At 58.0% G+C, this 20,184-nt stretch carries 19 protein-coding genes; 6 read left to right on the top strand and 13 right to left on the bottom strand.

Annotated features, from left to right (window positions below; translation table 11 throughout):
• The first annotated feature begins 123 nt into the window (after positions 1-123).
• The 3 genes from AC4PCC_RS06190 to AC4PCC_RS06180 all read left to right on the top strand — a co-directional run bounded on the left by AC4PCC_RS06190 (position 124) and on the right by AC4PCC_RS06180 (position 2,643).
• Positions 124-1,035 (top strand): DMT family transporter, encoded by a 912-nt coding sequence (locus AC4PCC_RS06190; RefSeq protein ID WP_067705754.1) that lies wholly within the window; start codon positions 124-126, stop codon positions 1,033-1,035.
• Positions 1,036-1,204: 169 nt separating this feature from the next.
• On the top strand, positions 1,205-2,242 hold the full coding sequence (gene flk / locus AC4PCC_RS06185) for a flagella biosynthesis regulator Flk (protein WP_067705755.1): 1,038 nt from the start codon (positions 1,205-1,207) through the stop codon (positions 2,240-2,242).
• Positions 2,243-2,346: 104 nt separating this feature from the next.
• A complete protein-coding gene (locus AC4PCC_RS06180) occupies positions 2,347-2,643 on the top strand; it encodes a hypothetical protein (protein WP_492126758.1) in 297 nt (98 codons plus the stop codon).
• Here the strand turns inward: AC4PCC_RS06180 and AC4PCC_RS06175 are convergent.
• Both AC4PCC_RS06175 and fabB read right to left on the bottom strand, forming a co-directional pair.
• Positions 2,637-3,809, bottom strand: coding sequence for an MFS transporter (locus AC4PCC_RS06175; protein ID WP_492126757.1), 1,173 nt, complete (start codon positions 3,807-3,809; stop codon positions 2,637-2,639). The two genes, AC4PCC_RS06180 and AC4PCC_RS06175, sit on opposite strands and share 7 nt — an antisense overlap.
• 219 nt (positions 3,810-4,028) lie before the next feature.
• Positions 4,029-5,249, bottom strand: a complete 1,221-nt coding sequence (fabB, locus tag AC4PCC_RS06170; protein ID WP_067705765.1) for a beta-ketoacyl-ACP synthase I — start codon at positions 5,247-5,249, stop codon at positions 4,029-4,031.
• 155 nt (positions 5,250-5,404) lie between these two features.
• On the opposite strand from fabB, the gene mnmC reads away from it, so the two are divergent.
• Entirely contained in the window at positions 5,405-7,414 is a 2,010-nt protein-coding gene (mnmC, locus tag AC4PCC_RS06165; protein WP_492126756.1) for a bifunctional tRNA (5-methylaminomethyl-2-thiouridine)(34)-methyltransferase MnmC2/FAD-dependent 5-carboxymethylaminomethyl-2-thiouridine(34) oxidoreductase MnmC1, read from the top strand.
• 78 nt (positions 7,415-7,492) lie between these two features.
• On the opposite strand, the gene AC4PCC_RS06160 is transcribed toward mnmC, so the two are convergent.
• The 6 genes from AC4PCC_RS06160 to prmB form a co-directional block, all read right to left on the bottom strand.
• Positions 7,493-7,774, bottom strand: a complete 282-nt coding sequence (locus AC4PCC_RS06160) for a YfcL family protein (RefSeq protein WP_067705769.1) — start codon at positions 7,772-7,774, stop codon at positions 7,493-7,495.
• 30 nt (positions 7,775-7,804) lie between these two features.
• Positions 7,805-8,350 carry an elongation factor P hydroxylase gene (locus tag AC4PCC_RS06155; protein WP_067705771.1) on the bottom strand — a complete coding sequence of 182 codons (546 nt, stop codon included), beginning with the start codon at positions 8,348-8,350 and terminating at the stop codon, positions 7,805-7,807.
• Between the two features lie 106 nt (positions 8,351-8,456).
• Positions 8,457-9,260, bottom strand: coding sequence for a sulfite exporter TauE/SafE family protein (locus AC4PCC_RS06150; protein ID WP_492126755.1), 804 nt, complete (start codon positions 9,258-9,260; stop codon positions 8,457-8,459).
• A gap of 9 nt (positions 9,261-9,269) precedes the next feature.
• A complete protein-coding gene (gene mepA, locus AC4PCC_RS06145) occupies positions 9,270-10,094 on the bottom strand; it encodes a penicillin-insensitive murein endopeptidase (protein ID WP_492126754.1) in 825 nt (274 codons plus the stop codon).
• Between the two features lie 4 nt (positions 10,095-10,098).
• Positions 10,099-11,184, bottom strand: coding sequence for a chorismate synthase (gene aroC, locus AC4PCC_RS06140; protein WP_492126753.1), 1,086 nt, complete (start codon positions 11,182-11,184; stop codon positions 10,099-10,101).
• 100 nt (positions 11,185-11,284) lie between these two features.
• Positions 11,285-12,217, bottom strand: a complete 933-nt coding sequence (prmB, locus tag AC4PCC_RS06135; RefSeq protein WP_492126752.1) for a 50S ribosomal protein L3 N(5)-glutamine methyltransferase — start codon at positions 12,215-12,217, stop codon at positions 11,285-11,287.
• Between the two features lie 184 nt (positions 12,218-12,401).
• On the opposite strand from prmB, the gene smrB reads away from it, so the two are divergent.
• The gene (gene smrB, locus AC4PCC_RS06130) at positions 12,402-12,953 is read left to right on the top strand and encodes an endonuclease SmrB (RefSeq protein WP_345828401.1); all 552 of its coding nucleotides are present in this window, start codon (positions 12,402-12,404) and stop codon (positions 12,951-12,953) included.
• 26 nt (positions 12,954-12,979) lie between these two features.
• Here the strand turns inward: smrB and sixA are convergent, their stop codons facing one another.
• From sixA to AC4PCC_RS06110, 4 genes are all read right to left on the bottom strand, one after another.
• Positions 12,980-13,462, bottom strand: coding sequence for a phosphohistidine phosphatase SixA (gene sixA, locus AC4PCC_RS06125; protein ID WP_073981000.1), 483 nt, complete (start codon positions 13,460-13,462; stop codon positions 12,980-12,982).
• A 170-nt stretch (positions 13,463-13,632) separates the two neighbouring features.
• The gene (gene fadJ / locus AC4PCC_RS06120) at positions 13,633-15,792 is read right to left on the bottom strand and encodes a fatty acid oxidation complex subunit alpha FadJ (protein WP_492126751.1); all 2,160 of its coding nucleotides are present in this window, start codon (positions 15,790-15,792) and stop codon (positions 13,633-13,635) included.
• On the bottom strand, positions 15,792-17,102 hold the full coding sequence (gene fadI / locus AC4PCC_RS06115; RefSeq protein WP_492126750.1) for an acetyl-CoA C-acyltransferase FadI: 1,311 nt from the start codon (positions 17,100-17,102) through the stop codon (positions 15,792-15,794). The genes fadJ and fadI overlap by 1 nt, the downstream gene beginning before the upstream one ends.
• 164 nt (positions 17,103-17,266) lie before the next feature.
• Complete coding sequence (locus AC4PCC_RS06110) at positions 17,267-17,563, bottom strand: YfcZ/YiiS family protein (RefSeq protein WP_345828404.1); 297 nt, start codon at positions 17,561-17,563, stop codon at positions 17,267-17,269.
• A gap of 370 nt (positions 17,564-17,933) precedes the next feature.
• On the opposite strand from AC4PCC_RS06110, the gene fadL reads away from it, so the two are divergent.
• Positions 17,934-19,217, top strand: a complete 1,284-nt coding sequence (gene fadL / locus AC4PCC_RS06105; RefSeq protein WP_492126749.1) for a long-chain fatty acid transporter FadL — start codon at positions 17,934-17,936, stop codon at positions 19,215-19,217.
• 189 nt (positions 19,218-19,406) lie between these two features.
• Here fadL and mlaA read toward each other — a convergent pair whose 3' ends face one another.
• The gene (mlaA, locus tag AC4PCC_RS06100) at positions 19,407-20,168 is read right to left on the bottom strand and encodes a phospholipid-binding lipoprotein MlaA (protein WP_067705789.1); all 762 of its coding nucleotides are present in this window, start codon (positions 20,166-20,168) and stop codon (positions 19,407-19,409) included.
• Between the last annotated feature and the right edge of the window lie 16 nt (positions 20,169-20,184).

Below are 20,184 nucleotides of genomic sequence, written 5' to 3'. Positions count from 1 at the left end.
TAAAGGGATAAGCCTTCGGTGCGGCGGCCCTCTGCGGTAAGGGTAAAGTCGGATTATCAGTATCTGTCCTCTACCTGAGAAGGTTACACTGGTCACCATGATGAACGTAATCCCGGGCTGCCTGTGAATTTCCTGTTCCCTCTGCTGGCCGTATTAATCTGGTCGGTTAACGCAATTGTTAGCAAAGTTTCTGCCGGCGCGATCGATCCCGCCGCCATCTCCTTTTACCGCTGGCTGCTGGCCCTGCTAGTGCTCACGCCGTTTGTATTACCCGGCGCCTGGCGCAATCGTCAGCAGATTAAGCCGCTGTGGTGGAAGCTGCTGGTTCTTGGACTGCTGGGCATGGTGCTGTATCAAAGCCTGGCCTATTACGCTGCGCACAGCGTTAGCGCACTGTTTATGGGGATACTGAACGCGCTGATCCCGCTGCTTACCGTGCTGATCGGAATTGTACTGCTGCGCCTGGCACCCACAATGGGGATCGTCATCGGTAGCCTGCTCTCGTTTGGCGGGCTGGTGTGGCTGGTCAGCGAGGGCCATCCTCAGCGGCTGCTGGCGCAGGGGCTGGGTAAAGGTGAGCTGATGATGTTCGCGGCCTCTACCTCGTATGCCCTTTACGGCGTACTGACGAAGCGCTGGGCGATTGCCCTGCCGGGCTGGCAAAGCCTTTACGTACAGATACTGTTCGGCGTGCTGATGCTGCTGCCCAATTTTCTGCTGGCGCAGGACGTCTCCTTAAATCTGCATAATATCCCGCTGGTGCTATTTGCCGGGATCCCGGCCTCTGTGGTGGCACCTTTCCTGTGGATCCAGGGCATGGTGCGTATGGGTGCCAATACGGCCTCTGTTTTTATGAATCTGGCCCCCATTTTTACCGCCATTATTGCCGTGCTTTTTCTGCACGAACAGTTACACAGCTATCACTATATTGGCGGGGGAATTACTCTGCTGGGGGTGATTCTGGCACAGCGACTGCGCACGCCGCTGATGTTCCGGAAGGCACGGGCAGATGGGAATAACCCGCCCCCGCCCTGACGGTGCGTGTCTGCCCGCAGCTGGCAGACCTGCCCCATTTTTCCCGGTACTGAAAATAATTGCCCTGGCAGCCCCTCGCCTCTACCTATCGCAGGGCGGGATTGTTATCATGGTGAATCAACCTTTCCGGCGCGCCCCGGACACAGACCTTTAGTGAAGGATTTTTGCCATGCAACCTCTCAGTGGCCCCGGTGCGCCGATACCCGGCGATCGCTCGACGATCGATGCCAGAACGGATGCCAGTCGCACTGGCCCGGGCGATCAGCCACTGTCTCCCGCGCAGCGCACCACGCTGGAAAGACTGATTGTAAAAATCATGTCGCTCAGCGCGCTGAAATCGCCTGAGCTGTGGGCAGGAATGCGCCACGAAGTCGGTGTAAAGAATGATGCAGGACTGCTGGCGCGCCACTTTCCCGCGGCCGAACAGTTTCTTAATACACGTCTGTCGCAGGTACAAAATACCCACGCCACCCGCCAGCTGTTTCAACAGCTTACCGACCTGCTGCCCGCGGGTAACAATCGCCAGGCAGTCAGCGACTTTATTCGTCAACAGTTTGGTCATACCGTACTTAGCTCGCTGAATCCCGATCAGCTGCGCCAGGTGCTGACGATGCTGCAAAATGGTCAGATGGCTATTCCTCAGCCGCAGCAAAACCGCATTACCGATCGTTCGTTGCTGCCTGCGGAACACCATACGCTTAACCAGCAGATTGCCCGACTGGCGGCGGCGACCGGCGAACAGCCCGTTAAGCTGTGGGCTTCGGTACTCAAAGTTGTCAATCTGCACAGCGGCGATCCGATCCCTTCGCGTCTCTTTCCGCTCCTGACCCAGTATTTACAGGTTAGCCAAACGCTGAGTCAACACGCTGCGCCAACGCTGCCAATGCTGCTGGCCTCGCTGAAAGTGCCCTCTGACCATGCAGAACAGCGGCTGCTGGAAGACGCCAGTCAGCAGCGCTTCCAGCTACCGCCGCAGGCAGTATTAACGCCGTACCAGGCACAGGATTTGATGAATCTGCTGTTTGCGCGTCGAGCCGAACGGCTGAGAGAACAGCCGCTGGCGGACAGTGAGATCCATCCCCAGCCGATTGTGGCGCCGCTATTTGGCTATGTGCCGCAGGTACTGCAACCGATCGTTAATCGCCCGGTATTCACGGCCTTCGCGGTACTGGTGCTGGTTGGCTTTCTGCTGTGGGTCCTTCTCTGAGTTAACCGCTGACCGTTAGCAGCCGCAGTCCCGCACCTGGGACTGCGTGGGCCGTCACCGCCGAATTCATCAATAACGGTCATTTGCAGGCGCATCTGCGATTAATGCGCAGGCTTTACGCCAGTCGCCGCAATCTGCTGCTGGATGAGATTCAGCATAAACTGGGCGACAAGCTGCAGATCATGAGCCGGGGTAATGGGTTACAGCTGGCCGTGACCCTGACCGGCGGGGAAGAAGAAAAATTATCGCAGCAGGCGCGCGCCGATGGGCTATTGCTACCGCGACTGTCGCCTCTTTATGCCTCAGCGTCGCCGCCACAGGGCTGGCTACTCGGTTTCTCCGCCCTGACGCGGGCGGAGATTATTCATGCCGTCGATAAGCTGGCGCGGTTGCGCTACTGACGGCCGACGGTCATGACTACGGCAATACCCAGCAGTGCGCAGGCAGCGCCAGCGAGATAAACCGAGCCGTAGCCCAGAGATGTTGCGAGGATCCCGGTTAACGGCCCGCTGGCACCGTAGGCGATATCCTGAAAGGCGGAAAAACCGCCCAGCGCCGTGCCGCGCACCTGGGGAGCGACACGCTTCACCACTTCAACCCCCATCGCCGGGAATACCAGCGAACAGCCACAGCCGGTCAGCGCAGCGCCCGCCAGCGCCATCGTTCCGCTACTGGCGAACCCCAGGATTAGCAGCCCAATGGCTTCAACCAACAGCGAAATTAGCGCCACGCGCACGCCGCCGAGGCGGTCCGGCAATCCGCCAAACAGGACGCGGACCAGAACAAAAGCCAGGCCAAACGCGGTAAGCGCCAGCCCGGCATTGCCCCAGTGCTGACTGGCGAAATAGAGCGAGGTAAAAGTGCCAATAACGGCAAAACCCGTCCCCTGGAGCGCCAGCGCACAGCCCGGCGACAGAATTTGCCCAATCACCTTCCACAGCGATGGACGCTCTCCTCCCTGCGTGGGCACGGGTTTGACCCAGACGTTGAACAGCAGAGCGACCAGCGGCAGAAAAATCGTGGCAATGCCCATCGCCAGAAAGCCCCACTGGCTGTGAAGCCATAATCCCAGCGGCGCACCGGCCGCAAGCGCGCCGTAGATCGCCATACCGTTCCATGACATCACCTGCCCCGAACGCTTTGGCCCGACCAGACCCATGCCCCAGGTCAGATTCCCGGTCAGCAGCTGGCTTTCGCCAAAGCCCAGCAGCAGCCTGCCCACCACCAGCAGCGCAAACTTTGCCATCACCGGTACTGGCAGCACCGCCGCCAGCACGTAGGCGACTCCAACCAGCGCACAGGCCAGCATGCCCTGTAGCGTCGATCGCTTTGCGCCACGCTGATCGGCCAGCCTGCCCGCGTAGCCGCGCGTCAGCAGCGTGGCGAAAAACTGAATGCCGACGGCCACGCCGACCATCACGTTATTCAGCCCGAGCTGCTGATGGACAAACAGCGGAATAACCGGCAGCGCCAGCCCGGCGGTAAGGTAAGTTAAGAATACAGCGAATGAGATACTGCCCAGCGAAACCGTCGCGCTGGCAGGGGATGTGATAGTAACCGCAGACATAGTGTCACGCCTCTCCTTGTAATAACGTAAGGGTGCGTTAACTACGCGCACCCGTGTTGCCGATGCCGAAGCAGCGGAACGGATGCGTTGGTTAACGTTAAACGCTTACGCAACATCGTGACGACGTTGAAGGCGTTAACTTAAATAAAAAGCGTCTGACTGGCAATAAAAAAAGGGACAGCCCTTACGGACTCTCCCTTTTTTTGCAACCCACGGTGATTACAGCTTGCGCATCACCAGCGTGGCGTTGGTGCCGCCAAAGCCGAAGCTGTTGGACATCACGGTCTTCAGCGTCTGCTCGGTCGGTTTGGTCACGATATTCAGACCCTCAGCAGCAGGATCCAGCTCGTCAATGTTGATGCTCGGGGCAATGAATCCGTGCTCCAGCATCAGCAGCGAGTAGATTGCTTCCTGAACGCCTGCCGCACCCAGTGAGTGGCCGGTCATCGCTTTCGTCGCTGACATCGCAGGCATCGCGTCGCTGAACACTTCACGGATTGCGCCCAGCTCTTTCACGTCACCCACTGGCGTGGACGTACCGTGCGTATTCAGATAGTCGATTGGGGTATCCACTCCCTGCATCGCCAGTCGCATACAGCGCATTGCGCCTTCGCCAGATGGTGCAACCATGTCCGCACCATCGGAGGTTGCGCCGTAGCCAACCACTTCTGCATAGATGTGAGCGCCACGTGCCAGCGCATGCTCCAGCTCTTCAACCACGACCATGCCGCCGCCGCCTGCAATAACAAAACCATCGCGGCTGGTATCGTAAGTACGGGATGCCAGCTCAGGCGTTTCGTTGTAACGGGTTGAGAGCGCGCCCATTGCGTCGAATTCGCAGGACATTTCCCAGCACAGCTCTTCGCCGCCGCCGGCAAATACCACATCCTGTTTGCCGAGTTGGATCTGCTCAACGGCGTTACCGATACAGTGCGCAGAGGTCGCACAGGCCGAGCTGATGGAGTAGTTGACGCCGTGAATTTTAAACGGGGTTGCCAGGCAGGCGGAAACGCCGGAGGCCATCGCCTTGGTAACCATATAAGGACCCACGCCGCGCAGGCCTTTAGCGCGCATGCCGTCAACGCTGGCTGCCTGGTTGTAAGGTGAACCGCCGCCGGAACCGGCAACCAGACCCACGCGCGGGTTGTTCTGGTACTGCTCGTTGGTCAGGCCAGAGTCTTTAACCGCTTCCAGCATAGAGATATAAGCATAAATGGACGCGTCACTCATAAAGCGCAGACTTTTGCGATCGATGAGGCTGGCGATTTCGTCTTTAGAAAGTTTGACGTTACCCCAGATGTGACTACGCATGCCGGAATCTTTTAGCTCCTGAGAGAAGGTAATGCCGGAGCGACCTTCACGCAGGGACGTCAGAACTTCCTCCTGGTTATTACCAATGCTGGAGACGATTCCCAGGCCTGTAATCACTGCACGTTTCATTCAATACCTCATAACTTCTATATTAGGATTCGAGGAGCACTTTAGCTTACAGTTGTACGCCGAACAAGTCCGATCAGCATTTTACTTTTGTAAATTTGCGCGAGCTGGCTCACACCGTTACAATCGCGGCACTGCCTGATAACTGAGCTTTTGCCGTGAAAAATGTCCCCATCGAGCACGCCGAACTGAGCTGGAATGAAGAAGGTACACCTGTATCCCGAGCATTTGGCGATGTCTATTTTTCTAACGAAAGCGGCCTTGAAGAAACCCGACACGTTTTCCTTGGCGGCAACCAAATACCCGACCGCTTTGAACACCATCCCAGAGCACTGTTTATTACCGCGGAAACGGGGTTTGGCACCGGACTGAACTTTTTAGCCCTCTGGCAGGTGTTCGATCAATTCAGGCAGCAGCATCCGGACTCAAGATTACAGCGTTTACACTTTGTCAGCTGTGAGAAATATCCGCTTAATCTTGCCGATCTGACCAGTGCTCAGTCCCGCTGGCCGACGCTGGCGAAGTATGCCGCCGCGCTACAGGCACAGTGGCCCGTTGCCCTGCCCGGCTGCCACCGCCTGTTGCTGGATGAGGGCCGCGTCACGCTCGATCTGTGGTTTGGCGATATTAATCAGCTGATCCACACGTTTGATGACAGCCTGACGCAGCAGGTTGATGCCTGGTTTCTGGATGGCTTTGCGCCATCAAAAAATCCGGATATGTGGACGCCGGAGCTGTTCGCCTGCATGGCAAAGCTGGCGCGTCAGGGCTGTACGCTGGCGACCTTTACCGCCGCGGGTTTTGTCCGACGCGGACTGACCGATGCCGGTTTTGAGGCAGGAAAGCGCAAAGGTTTTGGCCCAAAACGCGAGATGACCTGCGGCGAGATGAAGGCGGCCTCCCCCGTGCGTAAACAGCAGCCGTGGTACGCCCGCCCGGCGGCAGAAGGCGACGACATTGCGCTGATTGGCGGCGGCGTAGCCAGCGCCCTGCTCGCCCTGGCGCTGCTGCGACGCGGTAAAAACGTCACGCTCTACAGCGCCGCCGCGCGGCCCGCCGCAGGTGCCTCCGGTAACCGCCAGGGTGCGCTCTACCCGCTGCTTAATCATCACGACCCGGCGCTGGCGACCTTTTTTCCCACCGCCTTCACCTTTGCCCGACGCCTTTATGACGCACTTGCGCTGTCGTTCGATCACGACTGGTGCGGCGTCACGCAGCTGGCCTGGGATGAGAAGAGTGCGGAAAAAATCGCTAAAATGCTGACCCTGGCGCTGCCGGATGAGATAGCCCGCAGGGTTGATACTCAGGAGGCCGAAGCGCTGTGCGGCGTTGAGACAGGATGCGGTGGCATGACCTACCCGCTGGGCGGCTGGCTTTCCCCCGCCCAGCTCACGGCACAGCTGCTTGAGCGGGCAGAACGGTGCGGGCTCAGGCTGCACTGGAATCACCGCCTGACCGGACTGACGGAGCAGAATGGCCGCTGGACGCTCAATTTTTCCGACCTGCCGAGCCAGCAGGCTCCGACCGTCGTGCTGGCGACCGGACACGAACTCGCCTCCTTTCCGCAAAGTGAAAAAATACCCGCCTATCCGGTTAGCGGCCAGGTGAGCCATATTCCCACCACGCCCATGCTGGCGCAGCTAAAGCAGGTACTGTGCTACGACGGTTACCTGACACCGGCTAATCGACATAATCAGCATCACTGCATCGGTGCCAGCTACCATCGAGCCGACAGCTCAACGGCCTACCGCGAGGCCGATCAGCAGGAAAATCGCCAGCGGCTGATCCGCTGTCTGCCCCATCAGGCGTGGCCAGAGGAGGTGGATGTGAGTGCAGGCCAGGCCCGAAGCAGCGTGCGCTGCGCCACCCGCGACCATATGCCGATGAGCGGCCCGCTGCCGGACTATGCGCGTACGCTCGCGGAATACACCACTCTGGCGCAGCATAAGGACCAGGCAGCAGACGCCCCACTGCATAACGGTCTGTTCGTTCTGGGCGCGCTGGGGTCGCGGGGATTATGCAGCGGCCCGCTCGCCGCCGAGGTGCTGGCCGCCGAACTATGCGGCGAACCGATCCCGCTGGATCGCGATACGCTGGCCGCGATGCATCCCAACCGTTACTGGGTCAGGAAGCTCCTGAAGGGAAAAGCAGTGAAAACCTTCGACTAAACCTGATTTGTGATACCAACAGAAAGGATGCAAATTCTCAGCAAAGGGTAAAGCTGAGAATTAACAGCCTTTCCTTAATCAGGCAGACTTACGCGCCTGGAGAAACAGATTGTCCCACATGCCAATCACCAGCGCCTGATCGCGCGGCGAGAGCTCGCCGGCCTGGATGGCGTTTTGCAGGCTTTGCTGCACCTGAATTTGCAGGGCCTCCGGCGTATGTTCGCCCGACTGTTCGATCTCTGCCACCGCCAGGGTCAGGTGACCACGCAGATAGCCGCTGGCAAAAAGCTCGTCGTCGCTGGCACTCTCCACCATATCGTCGATCAGGGCCAGGATCCGCGCTTCAAATTCGTCAATCATATCGTTCCTCTTGCTTGCTTTCCCCCATCATCACAGATCTTCCGGCCATGGAAACTGTGACGCGGTTAGCGGGGGCGTTGAGTAATAAGTGCAAAGTTCGGCAATAAAGCGCGCCGGGCGGGCGGGTATGCCCTGTTCAAAGTACGTCATCACCTGTGCATGAACCCTGCGCTGAAAAGCGATGCGATCCGGCTCACAGTCTCCACTGAGATTGTCACAACTTACGTTGAAGGGAAACCCTGCTGCAACACAAAACAGCCACTCCAGCGCCTGGGGCTTAATTTCAACGGATTCAAACTGGCTTTGCGTCGTGGCATCGCGTCCGTCCGGGCAGTACCAGTAGCCAAAATCAACCAGTTTACGGCGTTCGGCCCCGGCGATACACCAGTGAGAAATCTCATGCAGAGCGCTGGCGTAGTAGCCGTGAGCAAAAACCACGCGGTGATAATTCACCTCGTCGTCAGCAGGAAGATAGATCGGTTCGTCATCGCCTTTAATCAGGCGGGTCTGAAAGTCCTGATAAAAGCAGCGGTCAAAAATCTCAATCAGCTGTGAATAATCGTGTGTCGTTCTCATGATTCGTTTCTTCTGGAACAGATCCGCGCAGGATGGCTGCTGCGCGTCGGAGGGAGAATGTTACTGGCCTGCGCCATCCCTGACAGGCCCAAACGCCGTTATTATCTCAGGCAAATAGCTGGTGACACCAGGCTGCAATTGCCGCGCCGTGGCTGTCATACAGCAGTTTGGCGCTCATTACGGCAGAGACGGTGACCACCATCGGACGGATCAGCGCCTGTCCGCGGCTGAGCACCATCCTCGCGCCCAGTCTGGCGCCACAAATCGCCCCCACCAGCATCACCAGCCCGGTTCCCCACACCACCTTGCCGCCGAACATAAAAAACAGCAGGCCGCCCAGGTTAGAGGTGAAGTTCAGGACTTTAGCATGCGCGGTGGAGCGGGCCAGGTTATAGCCGCAGAGCGTGACAAAGGCCAGCGCGTAAAAAGAGCCAGCGCCGGGTCCGAAAAAACCGTCATAAAAGCCGACACAGCCTCCAGCCACCAGCGCAAAAGGCAAACCGTGCAGCCGGCGATGACGATCCTCTTCGCCCACTTTCGGCATCAGTAAAAAGTAGAGTCCGATAGCAATCAGCAGCAGCGGCAGGACCTGACGCAGCAGTTCAGCATGGATATGCTGGATCAGGATTGCGCCCAGTACCGAGCCAACAAAGGCCATGGCGATATTGAGCTTCTGCTCGCGGAGATCCACCGCCTTACGCCTGACAAAGTAGAGGCTGGCAGAGAAGGAGCCGCCAACGGACTGCACTTTATTCGTCGCCAGCGCCTGCGCCGGAGAAAGCCCAAACGACAGCAGGGCTGGAACCGTCAGCAGCCCGCCACCTCCGGCAATGGAGTCAATAAACCCGGCCAGCATAGCGATAAAAAACAGCCCCGCAACCAGCAGCGGGCTGACGACAAACCAGTCCATTCTTTGTCCTTACAGAAGATGTTTATCCAGCAGTGCCTGACAGGCGGCCGGAAGCGGCGGCGGCTCACGTTTTACCGGTTTCCCGCTGCCGGGCTTCGGCGGGGCAAACCAGCTCTGCAACTCTGCGCCGCAGCCGTCGCCCGGCGGTGGAGCGGGCTGATCCTGACACTGCTGGCTTCCCGCCGGACAGCGCAGACGCACGTGCATATGTGCCCGATGACCAAACCAGGGCCTTACCTTGCGCAGCCAGTCGCGATCCGCTCCGGCATCGGCGCAGAGCTGCTGTTTAATCGCCGGATTAACAAAAATGCGCGTGACGTCACTGTCCTTCGCTGCCAGCTTAATAAGGCTGTCGATTTGCGGCTGCCAGTGTCGGGCGACAACGCTTTTGCCATCGGCCGAGACCAGATCAAGTGGCTGCGGCTTTAGCAGCATCCGCTCACTCCAGCGGGTCTGAGGCAGCTGTAGCCAGATATCCACATCCAGCCCGGACTGGTGGCTGGCGTGACCGCTGCTAAAGCGCCCGCCCGCCGCCATGCCCATATCCCCGATCATCACCTCGCCCAGATGCAGGTTATGCACCTGATTGCTGAGCCGCTGGATAAACAGGATCAGATCGGGATGACCAAAGTAGCGGCGCTGATCCTGACGCATCACCTGATAGCCGGTGGCATTAAGCGGCAGCGTTTCCGCGCCTACGATACAGCCATTTGCAAAGGCGCCAATGGACTGCGACACCCCGGGGATCGGCTGGCGAATAGATTGCCAGGGCGTGGCGGCATAGCTGGCGGTGCCAATCAGCAGCGCACTCAGGGCGAACAGAATCTTTTTCACAGGGTCACCAACGTGGGATGTCCGTTTTCACGTCAGCGTTTTGAGCACGCTGGCGCAGCAGGTGGTCCATCAGGACAATCGCCATCATCGCTTCAGCGATAGGCACCGCGCGAATACCCACGCAGGGGTCATGGCGACCTTTAGTGATCATTTCCACCTCTTCGCCAAAGCGATTGATGGTTTTACCCGGTACGGTAATGCTCGAAGTGGGCTTCATGGCAATCGTTGCAAGGATCTGCTGGCCGCTGCTGATACCGCCGAGAATGCCGCCAGAGTGGTTGCTCTGAAAGCCGTCCGCGCGGATCTCATCCCGATGCTCACTCCCGCGCTTATTAACCACCGCAAAGCCGTCACCGATCTCCACGCCTTTCACCGCGTTGATGCTCATCAGCGCATGGGCCAGGTCAGCATCCAGGCGGTCAAATACCGGTTCGCCCAGGCCTGGCGGGACATTCCCGGCTACTACGGCGACCTTAGCGCCAATGGAATCGCCCTCTTTTTTCAGCGCGCGCATCAGTTCGTCAAGCGCATCGAGCTTAGATGGATCGGGGCAAAAGAAAGGGTTCTGTTCGATCTGATCCCAGTCCCGCAGCTCACAAACCACATCGCCCATCTGCGCCAGATAGCCACGCACCACAATCCCGTGTTTCATTTCCAGGTACTTTTTGGCAATCGCCCCGGCCGCCACGCGCATAGCCGTTTCGCGCGCTGAGGAGCGCCCGCCGCCGCGATAGTCACGCAGACCATATTTCTGTTCGTAGGTGTAATCCGCGTGGTTAGGGCGGAAGACATCTTTGATGGCGCTATAATCCTGAGAGCGCTGATCGGTATTCTCAATCAGTAAGCCGATGCTGGTGCCGGTGGTGACGCCTTCAAACACGCCGGACAGAATTTTGACCCGGTCAGGTTCGCGGCGCTGAGTGGTATAGCGCGAGGTGCCGGGACGGCGGCGATCAAGATCGTGCTGAAGGCACTCTTCGGTAAGGGGAATTCCCGGCGGTACGCCGTCAACAATACAGCCGAGCGCCACCCCATGGGATTCCCCAAAGGTGGTGACGCGGAAAACCTGCCCAATCGTGTTACCAGCCATCTTGACCTCTTAATTCTGTTTTAAAGGCTCACTGTTAGCCGCCGGAAACCCTCTGGTGAGGGCTTCCGGCGGGGTACCTAATCAATGCTGTATAGGGTTTTTAATCTTTAAACATGCTGAAATGGTGCGCAGCGTCGATAATTTGCTGCCGCGTCAGCATAAACACGCCGTCCCCGCCGTTGGTGAACTCCAGCCAGGTAAAAGGCACATCGGGATACTGTTCAATCATATGCACCATGCTGTTGCCCACTTCACAAATCAGCACGCCCTTTTCGCTCAGATAATCCGGCGCATTGGCCAGAATACGACGCGCCAGCTTCAACCCATCGCGGCCCGCCGCCAGCCCCAGTACCGGCTCATGGCGGTATTCATCGGGCAGATCGTCCATGTCCTCTTCATCCACGTACGGCGGATTAGTCACAATCAGATCGTAAGGCGTTTTCGGCAGCTCCCGGAACAGGTCGGCACGGATGGGCGTCACGTTGTGCATCATCCCGTGTGCGTCAATATTCTGCTCGGTCACCGCCAGCGCATCGGTAGAGATATCGACCGCATCCACCTCAGCCAGCGGGAAGGCATAGGCGCAGGCAATGGCCAGACAGCCGCTGCCGGTACACATATCCAGAATATGCTGCGGTTCATCGGTGACGATCCCGTCAAAACGCGCATTGATCAGTTCGCCAATCGGTGACCGGGGCACCAGTACGCGCTCATCGACGTAAAATTCATGGCCGCAGAACCAGGCTTTGTTGGTCAGATAAGCAACCGGAATACGCTCATTGATGCGGCGGATAACGCGCTCAACAATCAGATTACGCTCGCTGGTCGTCAGCCGCGCAGTGCGCATGTCTTCCGGAATATCCAGCGGCAGATAAAGCGACGGCAATACCAGCTGGACGGCTTCGTCCCACGGGTTATCGGTGCCGTGTCCATACCAGATCCCGGCGGCGGAAAAGCGGCTGACCGACCAGCGCAGCATGTCCTGAATGGTGTGCAGTTCCCTGACTGCCTCATCAACGAAAATTTTGTCCAACGTGCCCTCCACAGGCCTGGCGACTCTCTGGCCGCTAGTTTGCCATGAAGCGCAGCTAAATTCAGCGCAGCAGCGTGAAAAAGCTGACATTTGTTTTCAGATGGCAAAAGTCAGGTAGACTGGAGGTATTATTGCAGCGGATTCAGGATAAACCGCGTCCAACTCAGCGGGATTACGGCAGAAAATGAGTAAAAATAAACCTCTCAGCACCGAGGACCTGGCCCTGTTTCGTGGGCTGATGACTGGAACGCGTCAGCTGGCCCAGGATACGATCGTCCATAAGCCGGTGCGCAAAAAGATAAGCGAGGTGCCACAGCGGCGCCTGCTGTCAGAGCAAATTGACGCCAGTCACTACTTTTCAGATGAGTTCCAGCCGCTGCTGGCCGAAGAGGGTCCGGTACGTTATGTACGCAGCGACGTCAGCCACTACGAGCTGAAAAAGCTGCGTCGGGGTGATTACACGCCGGAGATTTTCCTGGATCTGCATGGTCTGACGCAGAAGCAGGCTAAATCAGAGCTGGGCGCGCTGATTGCCGCCTGCCGCCGCGAGCACATCTTTTGTGCCAGCGTGATGCATGGGCATGGTAAACACGTGCTTAAGCAGCAGACGCCGCTGTGGCTGGCGCAGCATCCGATGGTCACAGCCTTTCACCAGGCGCCAAAGATGTTCGGCGGCGATGCCGCACTGCTGGTATTGATTGAGATCGAAGAGTGGCAGCCGCCCGAACTTCTCTGAGCGGCGCGGGGCTGGGCTGCCGAAGACTACATCGCTTTTGCCAGCTTGGATGGGCTAACCTGCCAGACAAGCGTTCCGCAGTCTTTATCTGCATTGTATTCAATGGAGGCGATAGCTGAGGTAGCGAACATGGGCGGTGCTTCCTGGGGACAAAGCTCGGAGACGAGATAGCCCACCAGCGGCAGATGGGAGATAACCAGCGCGGAGTGCACGCCCTCTTTTGCCAGTGCCTGGAGGTAGCAGGCGACCAGCGCCGGATCGCCGCCAGGCGTCAGCTCCGGCAACACATCCTGCCCGTCCGGCAGCGGCAGCGCCTCGCGCACCGTCGCCAGCGTTTGCTGAGCGCGTAAATAGGGACTCACCAGCACCCGCTCAATATCCACCTTCTGGTCATTGAGCCAGACAGCCATCTGGCGTGACTCATCGCAGCCGCAATGAGTGAGAGGTCTTACTGAATCACTGGCCGCATCGAGCGCCGCGTCGCCGTGACGCATAATGAAAACTTGCATAATGCACCGCTGTTGTTAAACAAAAACGCCGGAAAACACAGCTCTCCGACTCTTCATTCTGTGAATGAACGCTGTGTTGTACCCTAATGCCTTAATGCGAGTCAACCGATTGTTTACTAAATGAGCGCTTTGCAGAATAGGCCCATTATCCCCCTTCTGAGAGCAAAAATCTAACCCGCTGAATCGGCATAGCTATTTAATTCCTCCCCATCGGGCCAGAATTTTGCCCGACTCAGGGCCATTTCGCGCAGCCGTTCGCAGGGGGTAAATCGCTCACCGTGCACCTGTGTCAACCGCTCCAGGGTCCGCACCACCTCTTCCGCACCGAGCCTGTCCATGTAGCGGAAAGGCCCCCCCAGGAAGGGTGGAAAGCCGACGCCAAACAGGGCGCCGATATCGCCATCGCGGGGGGAACGGATCACCTGTTCATCCAGCGTCCTCGCCGCTTCATTCAGCATCATCATCACGCAGCGCTGGGCAATATTTTCAGGGCTGAGGTGTGCCCGGGGGGTGAGGTTAAGCAGCCTGTAGATGTCGGGATCGGCCCGTTTTTTTCTGCTCAACCGGCGGCCGTCATACAGATAGAAGCCCCGGCCGTTTTTTCGACCTTTACGATCGTCATTCAGGATTGCCTCTACCGCTGCGGGCGCGCTGAAACGCTCTCCCCATGCCTCGGTCAAAATGGGCAGAATATGCGTACCGATATCAATGCCTACCTCATCAAGGAGCTGGATGGGGCCGACCGGAAAGCCAAACTGCACCAGCGCGTTATCTATCGCCTCTGTCGGCTCTCCTGACAGCAGGCAGTGCAGCGCTTCATTTATATAGGGCGCCAGAATGCGGTTAACGTAAAAACCCGCGCGATCCGCCACAACAATTGGCGTTTTGCCCAGTTTTTTCGCCAGCGCGACGGTAGTGGCAACCGTTTCGGCACCGGTCCCCGCATGCGGGATCACCTCAACCAGCGGCATTTTGTCAACCGGGCTGAAAAAGTGCAGGCCAATAATGTTTTCCGGCCGCTGCGCCCCGGCAGCGATATCGCCGATGGGAATAGAGGAGGTATTCGAGGCAAATACCGTTTTCGGGCCGCAGTGCGCCTCAACCTCCGCCACCATCTCCTGCTTCAGGGGCAGCGCTTCAAACACCGCCTCCAGCACCACGTCACGCCGGGAGAACCCGGAGAAATCAGTACTGCCCGTGATAAGCGCCATCTGCTGCTGTCGCTCGGCCGGGCTGATTCGCCGCTGACTGACCTGTTTCGTCAGGCGATCCCAGCTGTATTTCATCGCGTGGTTAATGCCCGCGCCGTTGATATCTTTGATACGCACCGGCAGCCTGCCGCGCGAGGCCACGACGCGGGCGATCCCGCCGCCCATCAGCCCACCGCCCAGTACGCCGACTCTGCCGATCTCATAAGGCTGCGCGTCCGCTCCCGGCTCCTTTTTCATTTCGCTGGTGGCGAAGAAAATACTGCGCAGCGCGGCGGACTCCGGCGTCATCGCCAGCTGACCAAAGGCTTTGGCTTCCGCCTCATAGCCGCTACCGCTGCCGTGCTGCAGGCCGATACGCACCACGGAGAGGATTTTGTCGGTGGCCGGATAGTTACCCCGGGTTTTGGCCCGGATCTGTCTGCCGGCGATGGCAAAAAGTAAGGCCCGCCCGGCAGGCGCATTAAGCAGCCGCTGGCGCAGCGGCAGCGCTTTTTTCAGCGTCCTCCCCTGCAATACCCGATTTACCGCCGTATCCAGCAGGACAGACTGCGGCACCACCTCATCAACCAGCCCCATTTTCAGCGCCTGACGGGCACGCAGAGTTTTGCCGCTGAGGATCAGATCCAGCGCGGCGGAAGTACCGACAAGCCGGGGTAGCCGCTGCGTGCCGCCCGATCCGGGTAGCAGGCCCAGCTGAACCTCCGGCAGGCCAAGACGGGTTTTATCATCCAGGGTGCAGACGCGCTGATTGCAGGCCAGCGCCAGTTCAAGACCGCCCCCAAGGCAGGCGCCGTGGATCGCTGCCACCACCGGCACCGGCAGCGCGGCAATCTCCGCCATCACCTTTTGCCCTTCCCGCGCCAGCGTTTCAGCCTCTCCCGCCGTTTTACATCCGGCGATCATTGCAATATCGGCCCCGGCGATAAACGAGTCCGGCTTACCTGAAATAAGTACTATCCCGGCCAGCTGTGGATTTTCGCGGGCACGGGCAATAATCTCGCGGATTTGGCTGGCAAACTCTGCCCTGAGCGTATTCACCTTCTCGCCGGGAACGTCCAGAGCGATCACCGCCACGTTGTCGGTGCGCATGGTTAGCGTGAACGCCGTTGGATTTTCCATCACTCTGCCTCCAAAACCATTGCGGCACCCAGGCCCCCGGCCGCACAGGCGGTGACCAGGCCCAGGCCGCCTCCGCGTCTGCGCAGCTCATTCAGCGTCTGGGTGATCATCCGCGCACCGGTCGCCGCAAAAGGGTGACCATAGGCAATCGATCCGCCCAGCACGTTGAATTTTTCGTCATCCACTTCCCCCAGCGCCTGGGGTCTGTTCAGAATATCGCGGGCAAAACGCGGGTCCGCAAACATTTTTAAATTGGCCAGCGTCTGTGCGGCAAAGGCTTCGTGCATATCAATCAGCGTCAGATCGCCGAGTGTAACGCCTGCGCGATCCAGCGCCAGCGGTGAGGCCCAGGCCGGGCCCAGTAGCATGTCGTGGCGCACATCAATAGCGGTAAAGGCATAGCTGCGCAGGTAGCCAAGCGGTGTAATGCCCAGCGATTTTGCCCGCGATTCGCTCATCAGTACCACCGCGGCGGCACCGTCGGTGAGCGGCGTGCTGTTAGCGGCGGTCACCGTGCCATGGCGGCGATCGAAAGCAGGCCGCAGCTTTGCATAATCCGCAAGGCTTGAATTCAACCGCACATTATTGTCCTGCGCAAACGGAGCGTGCCAGGGCGGTACACAGGCGGTCATCACCTCACCGCTCAGCCTGCCCTCCTGCCATGCCTGCGCCGCTCGCTGATGTGAGCGATGCGCCAGCGCATCCTGCTGCTCGCGGGTAATCGCATGGCTTTTTGCCATCTGTTCGGCGGTATCGCCCATCCGCAGTCCGGTAGAGTATTCCGCTACGGCGGGAGGAACGGGCAGCAAATCGCGCGGCCGGAGCTGGCTGATTAGCTTCATTTTTTGCGAAAAGTGCCTGGCCTTGCTGAGGTCCACCAGCACCCTGCCCAGCTTTTTGCTCACGCCGATGGGCAGAACCGAAGAGGAATCGGCTCCGCCCGCAATACCCGCCTGAATATGCCCCACCATCAGGCTTTCCGCGACGCTGGCTACCGCCTGAAAGCTGGTCGCACAGGCGCGGCTGACGCTCCAGGCGTCAGTATGGACGCTCATCCCGGTGCCGAGGACGATTTCCCGCGCAATGTTGGGGGCCTCCGGCATCTGCACCACCTGACCAAAAACCAGCAGCTCAATTACCTCAGGAGGAAAGTCGCTGCGCGCGAGCAGTTCGCTAATCAGCATCTGGCCCAGCGCCACGGCCGGAATGCCGTGAAGCGCGGTCGCCTGCCGGGCAAAGGGAGTGCGTAATCCGTGAGTAATGGCGATGCGATCGCCGCTGCGCGTTAGCAAAGGTAGCGCTTTGCTCATTCTTATCACCTGTTAAAGGGTCGCGGGCATCATTGCCAAAGAGGTCAGACCTCTAATGTTAACAAGGATTTTACAAGGTGCACGGAGGGAGGGATAAAAATGAGAGGAAACACACGCTTTGTGCCCCGGTGAGCAGGCGACAGCGGCTCACCGGCACGAAGAACTTAACGCAGGCCGAGCTGGAAGATCATGGTTTCAGCCTGGCAGCTAAAGGTAAAGTCTGCGTCCAGGCGCACGCCCTCTGGCGCTTCGCTATAGCGGCTGGTGATAACACAGGGTTCGGATTCAATGCTGCGGGCTTTTTCCGTCAGCTGGGCCAGCATAGCCGCGGCCTGCTGTTGATCGTTATACAGCTGACTCCAGCTTGCCGTGCAGTCGGTGTTATCCATGATAGTGCCAACGTCAACACAACAGCAGGCCGCGGTTTCATTGGCGCTGCATTTATTAATGGAATGCGTCATAGGATCTCCAGTTATCTGCCTCAGGGCAGCGCGTAATTAATTGTCTGCGCCGAGTTTACGCCTCTCTTTCAGGATTGTCTGACGCCAGCCTGAATTAACGGCGTTTAGTGATGAATATCACAGTTAAATTTGATCTAACGCAAACTGAGGCGCCCTGAAACGTTATCCGGCGGTATTTGTAATAGAGATCTCTTTTTTATGATCATTTCTGCAATATCTATAAAACAATATTGCTACTTAGACACAGGTCGGACCTATACTGTGGCACTGGTCTGATTTGTGAGCCGTATATCAGCCCCTACAATTCGCGATCCCCTGTTACGTTATGTAACAGAGCTTAATAAAAAATCCCGATAATGAGGTTGTGGTCATGAACCATAAATCCCTGTTTAATAAGTCTTCTCTTGCGGTGGCAGTCGCAATTATCTCGTCAAACGTTTCAGCAGCCGGCTTTCAGCTTAACGAGTTTTCCGCTATTGGTCTGGGACGCGCCTATTCTGGTGAAGGCGCAATGGGGGATACCGCCGCCTCTGCCAGCCGTAATCCCGCCACAATGGCGCTGATGGATCGGCCCATGTTTTCCGTCGGTGCGGTATTTATTGACCCTGATGTCTCGGTTGACGGTAATAGCCCCACGGGCCGCAGCCTGAATGCCAATAATATTGCCCCCACCCAGTGGGTGCCGAATATTCATTATGTTCAGCCGCTCAACGATAGCTGGTGGCTCGGCGCCTCCGCCACCTCCAATTATGGTCTGGCAACGGAATATAATAGCGATTACACGGCAGGCCCCTACGCCGGTAAAACCGATTTACAGACCGTTAATCTTAATTTAAGCACGGCTTATCGCCTGAATGAACATTTCAGCTTCGGCGTGGGCTTTGATGCCGTTTATGCCCGTGCCAAAATTGAGCGCTATGCGGGTGAAACCGGTTCAGCGCTTGGACTCCCTGCGGATACGCAGATCGCCCGCTTAAAAGGGGATGAGTGGGGCTATGGCTGGAACGCAGGCATTCTTTATGAAGTGGATAAGGATAACCGCTTTGGCTTTACCTATCGTTCTGAAGTGAAAGTCGATTTTGATGGCGACTACAAGAGCAGCGTGCCGGGCTATCTCAATCCCATTAATCAGGCGCTGAATCTCGGCCTGCCTTACGGCACCAACGGCAATACCATTCCCGGCTCGCTGAGCCTGGATTTGCCGGAAATGTGGGAAGTCTCCGGCTATCATAAAGTCGCCCCGCAATGGGCCGTCCACTACAGTCTGGCTTATACCAGCTGGAGCCAGTTTCAGCAGTTGAAAGCGACCGGCAACGGCGGCCAAACGCTGTTCTATAAAGATGAAGGTTTCAAAGATGCTTACCGTATCGCGCTGGGCACCTCCTACTTCTACGACGAGAACTGGACGTTCCGCACCGGTATTGCCTTTGATGACAGCCCGGTTCCTGCCGATAAGCGTTCAATCTCCATTCCCGATCAGGATCGCCTGTGGCTGAGCGCGGGTGCCTCCTACGCCTTCACGCCGGATGCCTCTGTCGACGTTGGCGTCTCCTATATGCATGGCCAGCACGTCACGGTTGAAGAAGGACCTTACACCTTCAACTCTACCGGCAGGGCCTGGCTGTACGGCGCAAACTTTAACTACAAGTTCTGATTTAACCTTTCAGCAGACGAAGTCAGTCGGGGGGAGAACGCGCTTCTCCCCTGCTCCCTGTGCTCAACGCGCGTCAATTTAAAGTGGGACCTTCACCGATGCGCGGTTCAGGCAATCCGTCAAGAGGGGCGCGACAAGGAACGGTCGGGGAGTTTCCTCTGCCGTTCCACTGCCGCTGCGCGGGAGGGTTTAGTTAGCGTCGATATCGTTGAGATCGCCCTGAATCGCCGAGGCGTTCGGATTTTCCTGCGGGATCAGCTTGCCGTCGCTGGCCAGGAAATCGTGGCGCTGGAAATATGCCGCGCGCACGAAGGCGTAAGGATCGTTAGAGTTGCGCAGGATCGCATCGGAGTCCAGCAGCTGAGCTCGGGTTTCTACCCCTTCCAGCGCCCACTTCCCTGCTGACAACCACCAGGTCAGCCAGCTAAGCGGTGCGTAGAGATCATCCACCAGTCCACCGGCGTCTTCACGCGGAGTGAAGCTGCCGTAACCGGGCACTTCCACGTATGGCCCGTAGCCCACACCATAGTTACCCAGCGTGCTGCCGAAACGGCGCGGCTCTTCCTTAGCAAGTTTGGGATTAGCCATCCCCGCGACGTCGATAAATCCACCCAGCCCCAGCACGGTATTCAGGAAGAAGCGGTTGAAGTGGATCATCGCTTTATAGGGCTTACCCTCAACAAAATAGTTCACCATCGTGGAAGGTTCACTGAGGTTGCCGAGGAAGTTGCTCAGACCGGTACGTGCCGGGATCGGCACGTAATCACGCCACGCAACGGCAACGGGGCGCACCACATAAGGGTCCAGAACGTTATAGTTAAAGTTAAACATTGACCGGTTAAACCCTTCCAGCGGATCGGATCGTCCCTGCGGCTCATCCGCCGTCTGGGAGCTGGCGCACCCTATCAGCAGTACGCTCGCCAGCGCGATACCCGTCACACGGTAGCTCATATCTCGTTTCCTGTAG

It is taken from the genome of Erwinia sp. L03-1, from assembly GCF_058686115.1.
This window is presented reverse-complemented; position numbering and strand designations above follow the sequence as displayed.